This is a genomic window from Paenibacillus wynnii, from assembly GCF_030812855.1.
GTDB classification, from domain to species: Bacteria; Bacillota; Bacilli; order Paenibacillales; family Paenibacillaceae; genus Paenibacillus_AQ; species Paenibacillus_AQ wynnii_A.
This window is the reverse complement of sequence record NZ_JAUSTK010000011.1, coordinates 104073-121740: the sequence shown is the minus strand read 5'-3', so window position 1 is coordinate 121740 and position 17668 is coordinate 104073. Positions and strand designations below refer to the sequence as shown.

Genomic DNA, 17668 nt, shown 5'->3' with positions numbered 1-17668 from the left:
AGATTACTGCGCAGCTCCAAAATTACTTATATGAATGTTTGTGGTAACCTTTATTTCGGCATCATGAGAATAATAATTTTCCCATGTGTTTTGGAGTTTCTTCCATCGCTGCGGATAATTCCATTCCATAAGAAGACCTAAATGCAAGACATCCGTGCCAGCTTTCTGTGTTTTTCGAATGGCTTCTGTGACGTCCCCGGAAATTTTTTGTTCAAGCTTATCCTTAATCACTGCAGAAATTGCCTTAATATCATATAGTTCAGAGTTCTTGATGGAAACCATGCTGGCTGTTCCTTTTAATGAGATTTTAAAGATCGGACCCTTATTCGATAATGAAACGGCTTTAGATGATTTTGAAAAGGTGATTAGAGCACTGGCAGTCCCTTTACCTTCGTCCCATGTGATGGAGTACAACGGAAAGTGGACATTTCCTTGTGCCCAGGCCAAGGCTATCCCCTCTCTAACTTTAAGAGAGCCCTTCATCTTGTTTTTTTGATACAAGGCTGCTCCCTGGATCCGTGCCCAATATTCAGGCTTTCCTATTTCGATGGACTCCGGTTTGGTGCCAATGTTTAGATATGTTAAGGCAAATCCGGAGTAGGATGCATCAGCGATTAAACAGTCCTTGATCGTGGTTTTAAACATGAAGTTATCCGAAACGAAATTCAACAGTACTTGAGAAGGCTGTTGTTCATAAACAGGTGTTAACTTCGTTATTTCCTTTGCCCTCCCTGAACAGCCGAGAACATAGGTTCCCAGTGGAAAACCAGGTTCTCTCTTTAGCCATTCCAAGAGCTCACCAATTCCTTTTTTGGCATAGTCTTCTCCGATAACAACCACTTTGAGGTGGGAAAGAGTAATCCGGCGGGTTAGATCCCTTTGGATGGAAATCATCGCTTCGGTGATCGTCGGTGCAGTCTTTGACACTATAGAATAGGGTTTACCGTCTCCACCCCCGCTTGACGATTGCTGGGCTGACATTAGACGATTAGGCAAAGGTGTGCTGATCGTGACCTCCACCGTACCCGGTTTCTTTCCATTATCTACATATAAGCCGAATACAAACGTCAAGTCATCCAGCTCTTCTTTTGACCAGCACCCCGTCAAACTAAGAATTAAGCATGCAACAACTCCCAGCTTTATATATCTCATTTCTTAGCTTGTCTCCTTTGCTTCCCTTTGGAATAGGCATTGCTTCGTTTCTTCATCCAGGGAGATGGGACACGCAGTATGGTATCCTTCCAATCCTGGAGGACGAGTGGAGCGATAGGCTGTAAATACGGAGTTCCGAAAGATTTCAGATTCGCTAGATGTCCATAGATTATAAATACGGCGGTGAACACACCGATTAACCCCATGGTTCCACCCAAGATCAACAGAACAAATCTTAATAATCTAAAGGTCAAACCGAGTTCCATGTGCGGAATAATATAGGAGGCAATTCCAGTAATGGATACCACAATTACCATGGGAGCAGATACAATACCGGCCTGTACTGCGGCTTGGCCAATAACAATACCGCCAATAATTGAAATGGTTTGTCCGACAGGCTTGGGTATCCGCGTACCAGCCTCTCTTATGGCTTCAAAGGTAAGCTCCATCAACAATGCCTCAGTTAGCGCTGAGAAAGGAATATTTTCACGTGCGGCTGCGATGGTTACTAATAGGTTGTACGGAATGATTTCAGAATGAAATGTGGTAATCGCTATATAGAGGGACGGTAGAGTTGAAGAGAGAATGGAGAAAAACAGACGCAGGATACGAATCCAGCTTCCAGCATAGGGGCTCTGGTAGTAATCCTCTGAAGACTGCAGCAGTGAAAAAAAGGTTACAGGTGCAAGCAGTGTTGAAGGCGTACCATCTGTCAATATGCCTATCCGCCCTTCCATTAAAGAAGCCGCAACAGAATCTGGTCGCTCCGTATACTGAAATATAGGAAAAGGAGTGGGTTTATTTGTTTTCAAATGCTCCGCCAGATAACTGCTTCCCAGAATCCCGTCAATCGAGATGTTCTTCAGCTTTTCATCAATATCTGCCAAAACCTCCGGCTTATATAAGCCTTCAATATAGACAACATATACATCAGTTTTTGTATATTTGCCAATGGTATAAAGCTTAATCTTTAAATCCGGGTGCTTGATCTTATGACGAAGGAGGGATAGATTACTCTGAATATCCTCAATAAAAGCCTCCTGGGGACCAATGACTACTAACTCATTTTTGGATTCAGAAATGGCTCTTTTTTGATACTGCGTTAGTTTAAAATAATAAAGAAAAGGAAGTCCTTCAATATATAAAACCACATTACCAGCTACAACAAGATCGATTGCTTCTGACAGATCGAAAGCTTTAAGAGAAGGGATTGGAAATACTGACCCTCTATCCAGACGCTCCAAAAAAAGCGGCCAATTAGAGATAGAATCTGCTTCAGATTGAAGCGGTAAGCTAATGAAATTCTGTACACAATGATTCTCTACAATGGAAGGAATGTACATTTGCATACAAGTATGACCATGAACCCGAATGGACTGATTAACAGCATCCGTGCAGCCCGTCAGTTGCTCCTTGATACGATCCAACACACTGTCAGTCATGCTGCTCACCTCCATAAATTAAACTGCGAAGTGATCTTATTTTGCCATTTAATGTCTGAATTATGTAACTATATAAGTTGAACTAAATTTTTAGACAAGAAAAAATGGCTCTTTCTCGAAATCAGTGCTTGATTTTCCGTTTACGTCACTGTGCCGGGAACGATTTCGAGTTAACTTCGCCTGATGTTTCACCGGGTTTGGGGCAACTACGTCTTACAGGTAGCGAATCCGGGTTGCGGACCAGTCCTTCGGATGGCGTAAAATAAGTTGTGTACCAAGATTTGGAGCCTAGTCAGGCAACAAAAAAGTAGGGTATTCTCGGGATTACGACACCACCAAGAAGGGACCCTACTCGATGACTATTTTACCCGAAAACATGCTTAATAATCTATTTGAAAATCTTGTCACTCAATTTGTCAAAGATAACTTGGAATCTATCATGAAAGCGGAGATCCAGCACTTCATGGAAAACGAGCAAGCCGGTGAGCGTAACAGCCGCAACGGTTATTACAAACGCAGCCTGCACACCAAGTATGGAAATCTAGAGGATCTTCAGGTGCCTCGAGATCGTAACGGCGACTTCCAGACCCAAATGTTTGAGCCGTACCAGCGGCGGGATGGTTGGCTGGAAGAGGCCGTCATCCAGATGTACAAAAGTGGGATGGGAACGCGAGACGTAGCCCGTTTTATTGAAAGTATGTTTGGAAGCCAGTACTCCCCCACCACCGTCAGTAATATTACCGCCACTGTGCTGGAAGATATTCAGCAGTGGCAGATGCGTCCCTTACAAAAACGATACTCGGTTATCTACCTAGATGGTTTGTACGTGAAACTCAAGCGCAGCACCGTCAGCGGTGAAGTCGTTTATTTCGCCATGGGTATCGACGAAGACGGACACCGTCAAATCCTCGGCTTCTATGTGGGCGGCCAAGAGAGTTCCAATGGTTGGAGAGAGGTACTTAAAGATCTCTATAACCGAGGCGCTCAGGAAGTTCTGCTTGGTGTCTTTGACGGATTGCCAGGGCTAGACACAGCCTTTCGGGAAACGTATCCTAAGGCCGATGTCCAGCATTGCATTGTCCATAAAGTTCGCTCCACCTTTCCAAAAATCCGGATTCAGCACAAAACGGAAGTGATCGAGGATCTAAAGACGATCTACACTGCAGCGGACCATGACTTGGCGTTGGCGGCTTTTGACACCGTAAAAACCAAATGGAGCAAACTGTACCCCAAGGAAATACGTTCTTGGGAGGAACAGTTGTCTACCTTGCTGACGTTTTATAAATATCCAGCAGTAATAAAGAATGCGATCTACACCTCTAACTCCATTGAGCGAATGAATAAGGAGATTCGAAAGCGACTGAATCCCATGAACAGTCTCACCAACATGGATGCCGCCGAGAAAATTATCTATCTGGAAATGATGGATTACAACGAACGCTTTGCTGAACGAGTGATACATGGTTTTGGCGTTCTAGAGGTCAAGAAGAAACTATCTCAGCTATTTGAACAACGCTACCCAGCCAGAGAAACTCAAGACAACAACTAACGTCTCGGCCTGTTCCTGTGGGAGGGGGAAATTCCCCCCTCCCACAGGAACAGCTTCAGCATATTAAGAATACTCGATGGATACTTTTACCTGCTTACACAAACTTCTTGACGCTACCGTCCTTCGGTGAATTAGAGGGGAAAATGCCTGCTAATACCGACCGAAACGCCATGAATATGAGATTAAAGGGAAAATACCCCTATAATCTTACCCATACCGTCCCAAAGAGGTATATCCTCAAAATTAGCGGGCGAAATTTCCTCTAATTGCCCAAACGGGGTACCGGGAGCAGAAATAGAGGGAGAAAATTCCTCTATGGGGCGTAACGGATTTCTGTCTTTCTCGTCACCTGTCAAGAACTGATTTTAGTGTTGAGTCGAAAAAATTGGGTAATAATTAGGACCACAACCAAAGAGGTGAGGTCAATGAAAACCCAGAAAACAGAAATTGAATCACTAATTGAAGCCATGCGAAAAACACAAAATAAACGATTGTATGAGCGGTATCAAGCGGTTTGCCTTCATTTAGAAGGGCGAAAAACGAAAGATATTTGTGCTATTATCAAACGAAATCGTCAGACGATCGAACGCTATATCCATGTATTCAAACAACACGGTGTCGAAGGTCTGGTCCCTAAACATTCTCCAGGAAAGCCCCATAAACTAAAGCCTGATCAAGAAAAACAGTTAGCTGAAATGATCTCCAGTAAGCAGCCTGTGGATGTTGGTTTTGAGGCTCAATATAATTGGACTCTTCGTCTCGTAGTTCGTTACATTCACCGCGAATTTGGTCAGAGCTTTACACTACGAGGGGCATCCAAAGTGCTTCATTACTTGGGCTTTAGTTATACAAAGCCTACGTACACGCTCGCTCGTGCAGATCTGGACAAACAAAATGCATTTAAGGAAGATATTTTTCCCGCTTTAAAAAAAAGTCCTAAATAACGAAATTGATCATCTTCTATTCGAAGATGAATCAATGATCCGAGATTACCAAGCTCTGCAATACAATTGGTTTCTCAAAGGGAAACAACGAAAAATTAAAACACATGGACAACATCGAGGAGCCAAATTGCTCGCTACGTTGGACTATGAAACGGGTCAGATTCTTTGTCATGAAGCCGAAAATTACGGTATGCTAACCTTCGAATCTTTTTTGAAGCGAGTACTGCAGACCTATCCAAAAGGTACGATTGTGATGATTTTAGATAACGCTCGTATTCACCACGCGAAGCACATTCAATCTTTCCTGAAGGAACATCCTCGGCTAAGCTTTGTCTTTTTACCACCATATAGTCCTGAATTAAATCTTGTCGAAGGCTTATGGAAATGGCTACGTAGTGATGTCATTAATAACGTGTTTTTCGGGAGATTTTATTACATTCGGACTCATGTCCGTGCTTTTATCCGAAGGCTAAATCGCTCTTCTCCTGAGGTTATTGATCGATTGTGCGTACGGTTCTAATCTTTTGTTCAACTTATATAGGTTAAAAAAATAGCCAAGCACTGTCCACACCAGACAGCATTTAAGGCATTAGGGAAGAAGTTTGAAGAATATTTATTACGAGGACAACCGAGTCAAACATGGCGAAACTTCAACAACGGAAGCCAATGATCGACATCTCAGTGGGAGTTGATAGAGAGCGTATTTTGGTGGACAGAATAGTTTTATGGACAGTGAAGCCTCTATTTACTGAAATCAACGATTATCAAAATGTATGCGGACTGTGAGGACGTTAAATGTTCCAATACCGTGGTTTATAATGCTTTTATAGTGTAATAGTGACTCTGGTGTCCGCATACTCTCCCAAAAGGCTATATTTGTAGAAGTATCGTATCTACAGTCCGTATGTGCGACTAGCCAGTCTCCGGATTATAAGAGACTGGCTAGTTTGTGTTTACGAATCATCTACTCAATTTCTAAAATCCAGCCCGCCCAATACCGGATGAGGAACATAAGGTTCTTCTAACCGCTGGAGTTCGTCTGAACTAAGCCGTATGGAAACGGCAGCGGCAGCATCCTCCAAATGATACATCTTAGTCGCTCCGATTATTGGGGCTGTAACGGGCTGCTTCTGAAGTACCCAAGCAAGTGCCACCTGTGCGCGCGGAATGCCTCGTTCTTCGGCAATTTGTTTAACACGCAGGGCGACAATACGATCTGCTTCCTCCGTTTGTGAATAGAGTTGCTTCGCAAATTGGTCCGTTACTGAGCGCAAACTGCTTTCCTCCCAATTACGGGTTAAACGGCCTCGAGCAAGAGGACTCCAAGGAATCACACCGATACCTTCTTCTTTGCAAAGAGGCAGCATTTCACGCTCCTCCTCCCGATAGAGAAGATTTAGATAATTCTGCATGGAAATAAACCGAGTCCAGCCATGGCGCTCGGAAGTATTCAGAGCTTTAAGAAATTGCCAAGCATACATGGAGGAAGCTCCGATATAGCGAGCCTTTCCGGCTTTAACTACATCTTGAAGGGCCTCCATCGTCTCTTCGATCGGCGTTTCACTGTCCCAGCGGTGGATTTGGTACAAATCTACATAATCGGTACCGAGTCGCTTCAGGCTATGGTCAATTTCAGTCATGATTACTTTACGAGAAAGCCCGCCTCCGTTAGGCCCGGGCCGCATTCTACCATGGACTTTTGTAGCGATTACGACCTCATCCCGGAGTGCGAAATCTTTTAAAGCCCTGCCTACGATCTCCTCACTGGTCCCGTCGGAATAAATATTGGCCGTATCAAAAAAGTTAATTCCAAGCTCTAATGCCTTTTTGATAAATGGACGGCTTTCTTCCTCATTTAAGGACCAGGAGTGAGAGCCTCGATCAGGAATTCCATAGCTCATACAACCCAGGCAAAGACGTGAAACATCGAGTCCGCTAGCGCCTAACTTTGCATATTCCATCTACATATTCCTTCTTTCCAAGGTTATAAAAGAGAAGATCATGTATAGTATAGCGCCTTTGCTCACGAATTAAAAACATGAAGACAAAACAAAGAGACACTTCGGTAATTGAGGCGGCAATTCAATACCCTTTTAGCAATGGATGAAAGGCTTCAATTTTTGCAGCAAGTCTTGCAACTGCTCTGAGGATTGTTCATACATTTTCTTAGCACTGTTATTCTTAGTGGAAAGACTGAATAATTCCAGATCAGCTTCACATTTTTTCAGTAAAGCATATAATTGCGGCTTATCCTGGGGCTTGGGAACATGCACGTTATCATCATATAAGTCTACCGTCAGTTCACCATATGAATCGACTTGTCCAAGAAAAACGTTCTTTTCGGTTAGACCTTGCTTCTCCAATTTCCCATGCAACCATGAGCGTGTCAATCCTAAGGTCTCTAAAGGCTCATCCATAACCTTCCCATCCATGATTACAGCTTGCGTAGCCTTTTCCGGGGCTACTTTAACGCCAAGGTGCTTCGGAGTTAACGGCTGATTTTCCCTTGTTAGCAGTACATTGATTGCACCATCCGCCTCCATAAGAGCAAACTCAACATCAGCAACCTTGAACACATCTTTTTTTCGCAGCTCCGACAGTAAATCATCTGTCGTTAAGCGTTCTTTTTTCAGATTATCTTCTAATATTTTTCCGTCCTTGATCAGCACGGTTGATTTAAAGTCAATAAAGTCCCTTGCCCTTTTGCTTTTTAATTGTATAAATTCAATTAAGTAAGAAACTGTGATCCATACAGCAAGCGCTATAAGCCCTAAATGCCACTTCTTATCTGTGTCTAGAGAAATATAGGCAGCAATACTACCGATGGTTATCCCAGTAATGTACTCGAAGAACGAAAGTTGAGAAACCTGCCTTTTCCCCAGCAATTTCGTTAAGAAGAAAAGGACAATTACAGCAAATAACGTGCGTAAGCCAACTTCCAACCAATCTGGCACCAGATAATTCCTCCTTTACTTATCCTTAAGCTAGGATCATTTATTCCTAATTATTTGCTAAAATAGGCTAAATAACTCTGATAATAGTTGGTATATATTCCCTACATCATCACAAGTATTATTGTTAACACTATTTTTGCATAATCTTTGAAACTAATTTTCGGGAGGAGGAAATGTAATGACCGTAGCATCTCAAGTAAAAACATGTGTTTCTTCACTAAAAAGCGCACAAGCGAGTCTTGAACAATTTGCATTAGAAACTCAGAATCAAGATGCGAAAAACTTGTTTACGAACGCAGCACAGCAAACTCAGCAAATCGTTCAACAGGTGGAGAGCCGTGTACAGGAACTTGAAAAAGAAGAGCCTCAATATAAAGGGTTCTGAACTAGAATTAAGACAGCAAATAACCCCACTTTATTCCGGCAGGGTTATTTGTTTTACTTTAATCTGTAATTCAGAAACTGCTTTGATGCATATGGAATGGAATTTCACTGATTCATGAACTCTTCGATATTAATCTTTCTTCCAGTCTTGGTACTTTCAAGTGCACCTAGAACCATGGCCATGCTGAATCGATTGTCCCGGCAATCCGTTTCTGCGGGACGGTTCTCTTCAAGTGACAGGAACATCTCATCCAAACAACCTTGATGGAACGTATGTTGGAGATCGATAGTTCCCCCCTCAACCCGTGTGTGTTTCCGAGTGAAATTACCGGTTTGATCCCCTTCCGATATAACCTCGGCATAAGGAGCTCCAATACCATCCCAAATCGCGGTCCCTTTCTCACCGGTAATACGCCATGAGGCTTCCCATGATGTGGGAACACCTTCTGCGCACCAAGAACCCTGATAGCAGAATATGGAGCCGTTTGACATTTCAAAGATACAAATGGCAGCTGCATTTCCTTTGTACCAGGAACCTGGAGGATTGAATTCCTGACAATAGACAGAAACCGGGTCTGCCCCGATGATCAGCCTAGCTGCATCGAATGTATGAATAGCCATATCCAACAGTAAAGGACTGTCCATCACATCCCGAAAACCGCCAAAATGAGGGCCTAGAAAAAACTCAGCACCCATATAACCGGGCCTGCCTATGACTCCGGATTTAATCATTTCTTGTAAAGAGCGTATTCGAGGATCAAAGCGCCTATTTTGCATGACCGCATGTGATCTCCCCGTATGATCAGATAAGGCTACAATTTCATTACATTGCTCCATCGTTTCGGCAAGCGGTTTTTCTCCAAGAACATCACAACCTAGCTCCATGGAAGCAGTTGCAATATTATAGTGACTTGTGGGTACGGTAACGTCAAAAACCAGATTGGCTCCGGTTTCCTTAATCGCTTCCTCAATATTATCAAAGAGTCGGCAGGTAAGACCTTTCTTATCTGCCATCACCTTAGCGAACTGAAGCTTAATATCTACGAGTGCAACAATTTCTACATCGGGACGATTTAAAGCGTAGTCAATCCAGGCGTTAGACATTCCTCCGCAGCCTGCAACAATCACTCTGTATTTGATAGCCATCTCCCTGTTCACTCCCCGCTTTCGGTTCAGACCGGATTAGGCACAAAGCTGCCGCCCCGACAGTTTTTCAAATAATTCAAAGCGTGAACCTGACCTGTCATCTCCAACTCATCTCTATACACCGGATCATGCCAGCCTTCAATGTCAATCGTCCCTTTATAACCGGCTTGGCGAAGAATGGTGATGATGTCTGTCCAGTTGGTATCCCCGAAGCCCGGCGTGCGATGCCATACATAAGGTTTCGGACCGTGAATTCCGTATTCCTTAACGATATCCCAAGCAATCGTGGCGTCTTTGCCATGTACATGGAACACTTTATCCATCCATTTACGCAGCTGCGGGATGGGATCTATCAAAGCTACCATCTGGTGACATGGTTCCCATTGCAGACCCACATTGTCGGAAGGAAAAGCATTGAACATCATTTCCCATGCCGTTGGGTTATGCGCAATATTCCAATCCCCGGTGGACCAATCACCATCCATAGCACAGTTCTCAAAAGCAATACGCAGACCGCGATCAGCCGCTCTCTTCGAAAGCTCTCCGAATACTTCTGCATACTTAGGTATGGATTGGTCTATGGAACAGCCAGGCAAACGTCCCGTAAAACCTGAAACTATATCTGTCCCGAATAAATGGGCATGATCAATAAGCCGTTCCCAGCTTGCCACCGTATCCGCATTATCACCTGTATTGGTTAAGGGATTTCCGAAAATACCAATCGTTGAAATTACAAAGTTATGCTTATCCGCTAATTCACGTACACGTTTCGCGGTTTCCGTAAGATCGGTATCACCTGTGGTTTGCCAAAAGGTTAGGCTAAACGATTCGAAGCCATGGGAAACAATTTGAGGAATAACCTTAACAGCCGAACCGCCGCCCACCAATGTACCTATTTTCAATGAATCTGTCATCTTGATACCACTCCAATATTGGTTTATAGTTACTTCAACAACCTTAGTATATAGCTGATATTGAGACATTTCTCTCATTATCTTGTGTAATAATAGTACAATCTTGTGGGAGTTGAGCAGCCGGTGACCTATCCAAGAGAACTTAAGGAATATCCCCAATTACAGGAAAAAACATATCCTTTTCGCTTGTTTTTTAACAAAACTATGGATACAAAGGCTAATCAGAATATCCTTTTTTTACACTGGCATGAGCATTTTGAGATTATTGTTATGGAGCAAGGCAGCGCTGTATTCCATATCGATAGCCAGCCTTATGAAGCACAGCCGGGAGATGTTTTGATTGTCCCTTCCGGGGGACTTCATGTCGGTTACAGCTTAAGAGATGGGGACATACGTTATGTTTCCTTCGTAATTCACAGCTCTTTATTTAATGATTGGGCCCATGATCCGCAGCACGATAAGTTTGTAGCGCCTTATTTGGACAATCGCCTCCAGTTCCCGGTTAAACCCAATGAGCAGAATCAAGCCTCGTCCGTTTATTATTCACTCTTAGCCGGTATCATCGCTGAATATCAAGAAAAAGGTCCGGCCTATCAGCTTATCATTAAGAATCAGCTTCATCTGCTGTTCACTCTGTTATCTCGAACATTTCTCCCCAAGCAGCAAACCGGTAAGCCCAAGGAACGTCTCTCTATTAACAGAGAACGCTTTAAATCTCTTTTAGAGCATCTCGAAGTGCATTTTGCTGATAAAATAACGATAGAAGAAGCCGCTAAATCAGTGAATCTCAACCCCTATCATTTCTGCAAAACCTTCAAAAAGCTTACTGGACGAACGTTTGTAGATTATTTAAATGTATGCCGTATGAATGAAGCTGAGCGGTTGCTGCTGGAGACACATCTTAGCGTAACCGAAATAGCAGGCCTTGCAGGTTGCGACAATCCAAATTATTTTACCAAATTATATAAACAGTACAAAGGACTAACTCCATCACTAGCTAGAAAACAAGTAGTATTGGATTCGCCGAATTTATAGAAAATAATTGAAAGTAGGCTATTTTGAGTTGAAATAGGCACCGCATGCTGAGTAAGAAAAAAATGACCACCTAACGTAGAAAACATCTACTAAGGTGGTCATTTAGTTTATTTAGGTAAATCTAGTTCCAGTCTTCTTACAGTTGCCAATGCAGGTAGTGAATCTTCAACAGTTCCTGTACTCCACAGCTTGACCTGCTGACCCTTCTCTAAATCGGAGAAATGAATTTCTTTTTCTGCCTCATTGTACAATTCTGATCTGTCGTTGAATGAAAACCAGTAGGTAGGTTCTTCTTTCCCGGGTTCTAGAATGAGTATTCGTAGATGGTTATCAATACTTTCGACTTCTACAATCTCCCCAACTACATGCGGTTGGCCTAACTTTTCGATATTATAGCTCAGCATATTTGGATCTATCAGCTTCTCGATTTCCGGTTTGGCCGTAGTTTCACTACTATCAGGCATTATAATAGCCAATCTGTTCCCAATGACATCGATTGTAGAACCGTATACATTTTGCTTGAGGTAAAGATTATGCTCCTCCAAAAGCTTTTGAGATGTTTCAAGTTCATGAATCGTGTATTCTACATTATGCAATACATAAGTGTCGGCAACATAACGCTCTGCGAAGACATCTTGGATTTCTTCATTTAAACCAACAATATTCACATGAACCTTTTCATCCTGTAAATATATATCACCATTTGGGAACCCTTTATTGGATAAAAAAGTTCTGATCTCTCCCGGATTCGCGAGAGGATTAGTCTTCACTGGAGTCGTTGTTGCTGTAGCAGAGGTAGTACTATTTGCCTTCCCCTCAGGCTTTTCTCCACAACCATTTAACAGAAGAACAGCCAGAGTTAATCCTACCCACAGCCATTTTGGATTATTCAATTTGATATCACACCTCCACTCACCCTTTAATGATATCAACGAGTTTAGATGTAATATGTTGCGTTAGGTTCTATATTAGTCCAAGGTATATGGTGCAAGTTCTATTGGCAATGCTGCCGGTCTGCCACATGTGCTCTTCATCTCATAATAAGTACGGGAATCAGACGATTCATGAAAAGCCCACATAGCCTCTAGTACATGGTAAGCAAGCTCGGCACTGGCGCGATGCGGACGTCCCGTCTGAATGGCATAGGCCATATCCGCAGGACCAATTCCACGGGTATTCTGGTCATATCCCGGAAGTAAAGGTTGTTCGGTCCATTCAGCATCACCCATGCGGCGAACCTTCACAGGTCCACCGAAGGTATTCGGATCCGGGACCTGTATCGAGCCTTCCGTACCATAGATTTCGATAAAGGGTAAGTCGCTGCCACCAAAGACATCAAAGCTTGTAATGAGTGTACCAATCGCCCCGTTCTCAAATTGGAGGGTTCCGGCAATGTGAGTCGGAATATTTACGGGTATCTTTTGCCCAAATTTCTTCTCGCTTGTAATCGTTCGTTCCGTAAGAGCCTTTCCGGTCATCCCCGCTATGGTCTGAATCGGACCGAGCAGCTGGACTAGAGCTGTTAAATAATAGGGTCCCATATCGAACATAGGTCCCCCGCCTGCCGCATAATAAAACTCTGGATCCGGGTGCCAATGCTCATGTCCTCGTCCCATCATGAATGCAGTGGCTGCTATTGGACGCCCAATTCCCCCCTCATTAATGAGCTTTAATGCAGTTTGAATTCCTGCTCCTAAGAAGGTTTCTGGTGCACTCCCTACCAATAACCCCTTCTCCTTAGCCAATTTCAATACGCTTTGACCTTCCTCCTTAGTAACGGCAAGCGGCTTCTCTACATAGACATGCTTCCCGGAATGAAGTGCCTTCAAAGTCACCTCTGCATGAGCTGCAGGAATTGTCAAATTGATCACAATCTTGATGTCCGGGTCGTTCAGCAGCTCTTCTGTTGTAAGAACTTGGGGAATTCTGTATTGATCTGCTTGCTCCTGTGCTCTGGCAAGGTCCATGTCGGCACAAGCTACTAGATCCAGTATTTCGAACTTCTGGCAGTTCTCCATATAAATACTGCTGATTTTACCGCATCCTATGATTCCAATTTTAATCTTTTCCATTAGAAGTAGTCCCGTCCCTTCATGATTTTCTATTGACTGTCAGCCATACCGGTGTAGACATGACCCGAGTTATCGGCATCCTTCACGTTTCGCAAGGCATTTCCTTTGCCCTCAGCAGCCCAAAGCAAACCTCTGCGCATCAATTCCTTAACCTGAGGGATTTCAACTATATTAGCTTGGTGTCCTAGAGAGTTGTAATATACACGGCCTACTCCCCAACGTTTCGTCCAAATCACTGGCATATCTACAGCTTTATTCAGTGCATGCGGACCTTCCGCCACAGGAAAACGAGTGGTTGCCAGAACTTCCACAGCAGGATCTACATGAAGATAGTATTGCTCGGATGCAAGAGAAAAGTCTTCAATCCCCTCAACCAGCGGACTAGTGCTCCCTTTAATCTCTACGGTATACTTCACTCCATCATTTCCAGGGTGGGCTACCCACTGACCTCCGGTCATAAACTGCCAGTCCACATTCGTACGGAAGGAGTCACACATCCCGCCGTGACAACCCGCAAGTCCAGTTCCGTTCTGAACCGCTGCAGATACGTTATCTACCCGTACTTGATCTATCTCACCCATCGTCCAGACCGGAACGATGAGGTCAAGACCAAGCAGCTTTTCCGCATCGTCAAAAGCCTCTAAGGTATTCGAAATCTCAACTTCAAAGCCATCTTGACGTAGAATGCCTGCAAAGATATCTGCTACCAGTTTTGGGTCATGTCCGTCCCAGCCACCCCATACAATCAACGCTTTTTTCATCACAATAACTCCTTTATATAGTTAATTATATATATGATTAATTACATTTCAGAAAGCTGCACCCAACGTCTTTCATCAATTGACCGCTCTACAGCTTCAAGAACAGCCTGACATTTTACCCCATCCCGAAAATTCGGCTCAGGCAAACGGCCTTCTTCAATGGCTGTGGAGAACTCCAGCATTTCGTGAATAAACGTATGCTCAAAGCCAATGGTATGTCCAGGCGGCCACCAAGCCTCTGCATAGGCATGTGCCGGATCCGTAGCCAGCACTCGCCGGAAGCCCTGTACATCTTCGTCATCCGAAGTGAAATATACTTCAAGCTCATTCATACGTTCGAAATCAAATTTCACACTGCCCAGGCTTCCGTTAATTTCAAAGGCATTGGTGGATCGGTGCCCAGCTGCAAACCGTGTAGCTTCAAAGTTACCCATAGCTCCATTTTCAAAACGAGCAAGAAAGAGTGTAGCATCGTCAACTGTGACTTCGCCTCTAGGGCCGTCTTTGCTTCCTTTAGCACTTAAGCCAGTCATCTCAGCCGCTATAGGGCGTTCCTTAATGAAGGTCTCGCTCATCCCGATAACCTCCTTCACATCACCTACGAGAAAATGCGCAAGATCTATCAGATGCGCTCCAAGATCACCGTGTGAGCCTGAACCTGCAATTTCCTTTTGCAATCTCCATACAAGCGGGAAGTCCGGGTCAATAATCCAGTCCTGCAGAAAACAAGCTCTGAAGTGATAGATTTTGCCGAGTCGTCCACTCTCTACCAGCTTTTTCGCCAGTCTTACCGCTGGAGAGAAACGATAGTTAAAGCCTACCATGTGTGCAATCCCCGCTTCTTCTGCAGCCTGAAGCATCTCACGAGAATCCGCCAATGTAAGCGCTAACGGTTTTTCACAGAAAATATGTTTTCCAGCCTTCACGGCTGCCAGTGTAATCTCTTTATGTGCATCACTTGGAGCATTTATATCAATCACGTCAATATCTTCTCTAGCGAGTAAATCTCTCCATTCCGTCATACTTTCAGACCAGCCCAACTGTTCTGCCGCTTGTCCTACAGCTTCTTCATTTCGACCACAGATCACCGCCATGTCCAGTTTAGGCGCCTTTGGAAAAAACATAGGCAAGCTTCGATAAGCATTGCTATGTGCCTTCCCCATAAATTTATAACCGATCATTCCGATACGTTGCTTTTTCATCCATACTCCTCCTTAAACGTTCTTCGAAGTTAAGTTAATCATTTCTGCATGTTGTAATGTCTACGGACAAGATGATGCACGAACGACGAGCTCGGTGGGAAGTTTAATTTGTGTGGGTTCATGCAAGATCTCTCTAGATGTCCCTTCCTCCATCATCTGAAGAACGCGTGATGCAGCAATTTCACCCAACTGATAAAAAGGAACACGCACACTGCTCAAGGCAGGCATTGTAAGCTCCGCTGCATCTGAGTCATCATATCCTACGATAGCAGGAATCCGATCTGCCGGTATTCCTTGTTCTCTGAAGCCTTGCTGCAAACCAATGGCCATCCGGTCATTGGCTGCAAAGATCGCGTCAATTCGATCAAGTACAGGAGCCATTTCTGCAGCCGCCTGTATTCCGCTTCGTCGACTAAAATTGCCCTTGAACTGTAAGGAGGGATCTGAGTGCAGTCCTTCTTCCTCCAACGCTCGTACATAACCTCTCATTCGATCTCTACTATTGGAGTATTCCGATGGACCATTCAGAAAGGCAATTCTTCGAAAACCCTGCTGGGCTAAATGCTTGACCGCCTGCCAACTGCCAACTTCGTGATCAGCATCAACCTCGATGAAGTTCTCTCCCTCAAAATGCTGATTAATTAGACAGAAGGGGTGACCTTCCTCTCTTAATTGACGAAGAGCTTGCAATTCCTCAGGTTCATCCTTTGCCCCCAGAATAATACAACCATCAATCTTCCGCATCCCAAAACATCCCGCATAATCCAGTGCTCCATCTGGATCTCGGAAAAGCATAAGCAAGTCGTAGCCTTCCTCTCTTGCCTTACTGCCGATTCCACTTAAGATCTCTGAGAAATAATAGGCTGAGAACAGTCGAGCTTTGGGCAAATACGGCATGACTACACCGAGGTTTCCACTTCTTTTGCGAGCAAAGCTGCGTGCAAGGGAGTTTGGGATGTAGCCTAGTTCTTTGGCTGCTGCAAGCACCTTTTGCTTCGTCTCGTCCTTTAGAGGGCCGACGTTATTCATCACCCGGGAAACCGTAGCTTCAGACACTCCGGCTAGCTCTGCAACTTCTTTACGGCTGGCGATAACCATCATCCTTCCTATCAATGTACACGCGTACATTCTCTCATGAAGGGAGATTATAGTCAATCCCCTTCTTACGATTTTAATGGAATTTTTCACCTTAATGCTAAGCTCAAACGGGGTTATAATTAAGAGTTTTTCTCCACCCATGATTGTACATATTTCACAAACCTCTTCGTTGCTGGAGAGGCATATTTCATAGAGGTAACTGCAATTCCCAACGATCGAAAGCTGCGCTCCTCCAATTCCAACATGGTAACGTTATTTTTGTGACCTTTTAGCACCAGTTCCGGCAAAATGCTGATACCCAATCCTTTCTCCACCATCGCAATAATCGCATAATCATCGCCTGCCGAGAACTTAACGTTAGGTGTAATTCCCGCCTTCCCCAATACTCGTTTAACATCATAGTCAGATCCGTCTTTTTGAATAATAAAATCTTCATTGGCAATCTGTGAGAAGGAAAGGATAGGTTGTTTGCTAAGCGGATGATCGTTCGATACAATTCCTAGGATACGGTCTTTCTTAAGAGGAAAACCTTCAAAATTGTCACGTGTAGGCAGCGATATAAACCCACAGTCGATGACTCCAGCCTCCATCCACTGCTCAATTTCCAGATAACCGCCTTCCATCAGTTTGAATTCAATGTGTGGATAGTCTATCCTAAATTGCTTAATCATGCCAGGGAGCCAATGAACGGATACGCTCGTAAATGTCCCGATAGTAATCGTTCCAACCTCTAACCCATGAATATGAGCAACCTCCTGCTTTAATTGTTCATTCCACTTTAAAATTTCGCGCACGGGTTGCAGCAGCTGTTCACCATTCACCGTTAATTTAATTCCCGAACGACTGCGGATTAATAAGGGAAACCCGAATTGGTTCTCAAGACTACTAATGATGTGGCTGATACCGGACTGAGTAAATCCCAGAGCATCTGCTGCTTTAGTGAGGCTACCCAGTTCCACCACTTTTGCAAATACTTCGAATTTGGTTATGCTCATTAAACTTTCTCCCTCCATCT

The 17668-nt window shown here is 43.9% G+C and carries 16 protein-coding genes; 4 read left to right on the top strand and 12 right to left on the bottom strand.

Annotated elements, in window-relative coordinates; translation table 11 throughout:
- Positions 1 to 3 precede the first annotated feature (3 nt).
- Positions 4 to 1152, bottom strand: a complete 1149-nt coding sequence (locus J2T20_RS13210; protein WP_307589001.1) for a Ger(x)C family spore germination protein — start codon at positions 1150 to 1152, stop codon at positions 4 to 6.
- Positions 1149 to 2594, bottom strand: a complete 1446-nt coding sequence (locus J2T20_RS13205) for a spore germination protein (RefSeq protein ID WP_307588999.1) — start codon at positions 2592 to 2594, stop codon at positions 1149 to 1151. Before J2T20_RS13205 ends, J2T20_RS13210 begins: the two co-directional genes overlap by 4 nt.
- A 355-nt stretch (positions 2595 to 2949) precedes the next feature.
- Between J2T20_RS13205 and J2T20_RS13200 the strand changes: the two genes are divergently transcribed.
- On the top strand, positions 2950 to 4143 hold the full coding sequence (locus J2T20_RS13200) for an IS256 family transposase (RefSeq protein WP_307588997.1): 1194 nt from the start codon (positions 2950 to 2952) through the stop codon (positions 4141 to 4143).
- 425 nt (positions 4144 to 4568) lie between these two features.
- Positions 4569 to 5607, top strand: a protein-coding gene (locus J2T20_RS13195; protein WP_307588995.1) for an IS630 family transposase whose coding sequence is annotated in 2 segments (ribosomal slippage) — positions 4569 to 5069 and positions 5071 to 5607 — 1038 coding nt in all. Because the reading frame shifts where the segments join, the coding sequence is not laid out codon by codon here.
- Positions 5608 to 6055: 448 nt separating this feature from the next.
- Here the strand turns inward: J2T20_RS13195 and J2T20_RS13190 are convergent.
- Positions 6056 to 7048: an aldo/keto reductase gene (locus J2T20_RS13190; RefSeq protein WP_307588994.1), complete on the bottom strand. Its 993-nt coding sequence runs from the start codon at positions 7046 to 7048 to the stop codon at positions 6056 to 6058.
- Positions 7049 to 7180: 132 nt separating this feature from the next.
- Positions 7181 to 8041 (bottom strand): DUF421 domain-containing protein, encoded by an 861-nt coding sequence (locus tag J2T20_RS13185; protein ID WP_307588992.1) that lies wholly within the window; start codon positions 8039 to 8041, stop codon positions 7181 to 7183.
- A 178-nt stretch (positions 8042 to 8219) separates the two neighbouring features.
- Here J2T20_RS13185 and J2T20_RS13180 point away from each other — a divergent pair, with 178 nt between their 5' ends.
- Positions 8220 to 8426: a DUF1657 domain-containing protein gene (locus J2T20_RS13180; RefSeq protein WP_307588990.1), complete on the top strand. Its 207-nt coding sequence runs from the start codon at positions 8220 to 8222 to the stop codon at positions 8424 to 8426.
- Positions 8427 to 8530: 104 nt separating this feature from the next.
- Here the strand turns inward: J2T20_RS13180 and J2T20_RS13175 are convergent, their stop codons facing one another.
- Both J2T20_RS13175 and J2T20_RS13170 read right to left on the bottom strand, forming a co-directional pair.
- Positions 8531 to 9571: a Gfo/Idh/MocA family protein gene (locus tag J2T20_RS13175; protein WP_307588988.1), complete on the bottom strand. Its 1041-nt coding sequence runs from the start codon at positions 9569 to 9571 to the stop codon at positions 8531 to 8533.
- Between the two features lie 26 nt (positions 9572 to 9597).
- Positions 9598 to 10485: a sugar phosphate isomerase/epimerase family protein gene (locus J2T20_RS13170; RefSeq protein ID WP_307588986.1), complete on the bottom strand. Its 888-nt coding sequence runs from the start codon at positions 10483 to 10485 to the stop codon at positions 9598 to 9600.
- A gap of 123 nt (positions 10486 to 10608) precedes the next feature.
- On the opposite strand from J2T20_RS13170, the gene J2T20_RS13165 reads away from it, so the two are divergent.
- Positions 10609 to 11520, top strand: a complete 912-nt coding sequence (locus J2T20_RS13165; protein ID WP_307588984.1) for a helix-turn-helix transcriptional regulator — start codon at positions 10609 to 10611, stop codon at positions 11518 to 11520.
- A gap of 107 nt (positions 11521 to 11627) precedes the next feature.
- Here the strand turns inward: J2T20_RS13165 and J2T20_RS13160 are convergent, their stop codons facing one another.
- The 6 genes from J2T20_RS13160 to J2T20_RS13135 all read right to left on the bottom strand — a co-directional run bounded on the left by J2T20_RS13160 (position 11628) and on the right by J2T20_RS13135 (position 17648).
- Positions 11628 to 12413, bottom strand: coding sequence for a hypothetical protein (locus J2T20_RS13160; protein WP_307588982.1), 786 nt, complete (start codon positions 12411 to 12413; stop codon positions 11628 to 11630).
- 75 nt (positions 12414 to 12488) lie between these two features.
- The gene (locus J2T20_RS13155; RefSeq protein ID WP_307588980.1) at positions 12489 to 13592 is read right to left on the bottom strand and encodes a Gfo/Idh/MocA family protein; all 1104 of its coding nucleotides are present in this window, start codon (positions 13590 to 13592) and stop codon (positions 12489 to 12491) included.
- Between the two features lie 29 nt (positions 13593 to 13621).
- Positions 13622 to 14353, bottom strand: coding sequence for a ThuA domain-containing protein (locus tag J2T20_RS13150; RefSeq protein ID WP_307588978.1), 732 nt, complete (start codon positions 14351 to 14353; stop codon positions 13622 to 13624).
- 41 nt (positions 14354 to 14394) lie between these two features.
- A complete protein-coding gene (locus J2T20_RS13145; protein ID WP_307588976.1) occupies positions 14395 to 15555 on the bottom strand; it encodes a Gfo/Idh/MocA family protein in 1161 nt (386 codons plus the stop codon).
- Between the two features lie 60 nt (positions 15556 to 15615).
- Positions 15616 to 16653, bottom strand: coding sequence for a LacI family DNA-binding transcriptional regulator (locus J2T20_RS13140; RefSeq protein WP_373457794.1), 1038 nt, complete (start codon positions 16651 to 16653; stop codon positions 15616 to 15618).
- Positions 16654 to 16772: 119 nt separating this feature from the next.
- Positions 16773 to 17648 carry a LysR family transcriptional regulator gene (locus tag J2T20_RS13135; protein ID WP_307588972.1) on the bottom strand — a complete coding sequence of 292 codons (876 nt, stop codon included), beginning with the start codon at positions 17646 to 17648 and terminating at the stop codon, positions 16773 to 16775.
- Positions 17649 to 17668: the final 20 nt, after the last annotated feature.

Coding starts and splice junctions, on each gene's coding strand:
- J2T20_RS13200 (WP_307588997.1), top strand. CDS start 2,950: ATGACTATTTTACCCGAAAACATGCTTAATAATCTATTTGAAAATCTT.
- J2T20_RS13205 (WP_307588999.1), bottom strand. CDS start 2,594: ATGACTGACAGTGTGTTGGATCGTATCAAGGAGCAACTGACGGGCTGC.
- J2T20_RS13140 (WP_373457794.1), bottom strand. CDS start 16,653: ATGGTTATCGCCAGCCGTAAAGAAGTTGCAGAGCTAGCCGGAGTGTCT.
- J2T20_RS13135 (WP_307588972.1), bottom strand. CDS start 17,648: ATGAGCATAACCAAATTCGAAGTATTTGCAAAAGTGGTGGAACTGGGT.
- J2T20_RS13155 (WP_307588980.1), bottom strand. CDS start 13,592: ATGGAAAAGATTAAAATTGGAATCATAGGATGCGGTAAAATCAGCAGT.
- J2T20_RS13145 (WP_307588976.1), bottom strand. CDS start 15,555: ATGAAAAAGCAACGTATCGGAATGATCGGTTATAAATTTATGGGGAAG.
- J2T20_RS13170 (WP_307588986.1), bottom strand. CDS start 10,485: ATGACAGATTCATTGAAAATAGGTACATTGGTGGGCGGCGGTTCGGCT.
- J2T20_RS13180 (WP_307588990.1), top strand. CDS start 8,220: ATGACCGTAGCATCTCAAGTAAAAACATGTGTTTCTTCACTAAAAAGC.
- J2T20_RS13210 (WP_307589001.1), bottom strand. CDS start 1,152: ATGAGATATATAAAGCTGGGAGTTGTTGCATGCTTAATTCTTAGTTTG.
- J2T20_RS13190 (WP_307588994.1), bottom strand. CDS start 7,048: ATGGAATATGCAAAGTTAGGCGCTAGCGGACTCGATGTTTCACGTCTT.
- J2T20_RS13150 (WP_307588978.1), bottom strand. CDS start 14,353: ATGAAAAAAGCGTTGATTGTATGGGGTGGCTGGGACGGACATGACCCA.
- J2T20_RS13175 (WP_307588988.1), bottom strand. CDS start 9,571: ATGGCTATCAAATACAGAGTGATTGTTGCAGGCTGCGGAGGAATGTCT.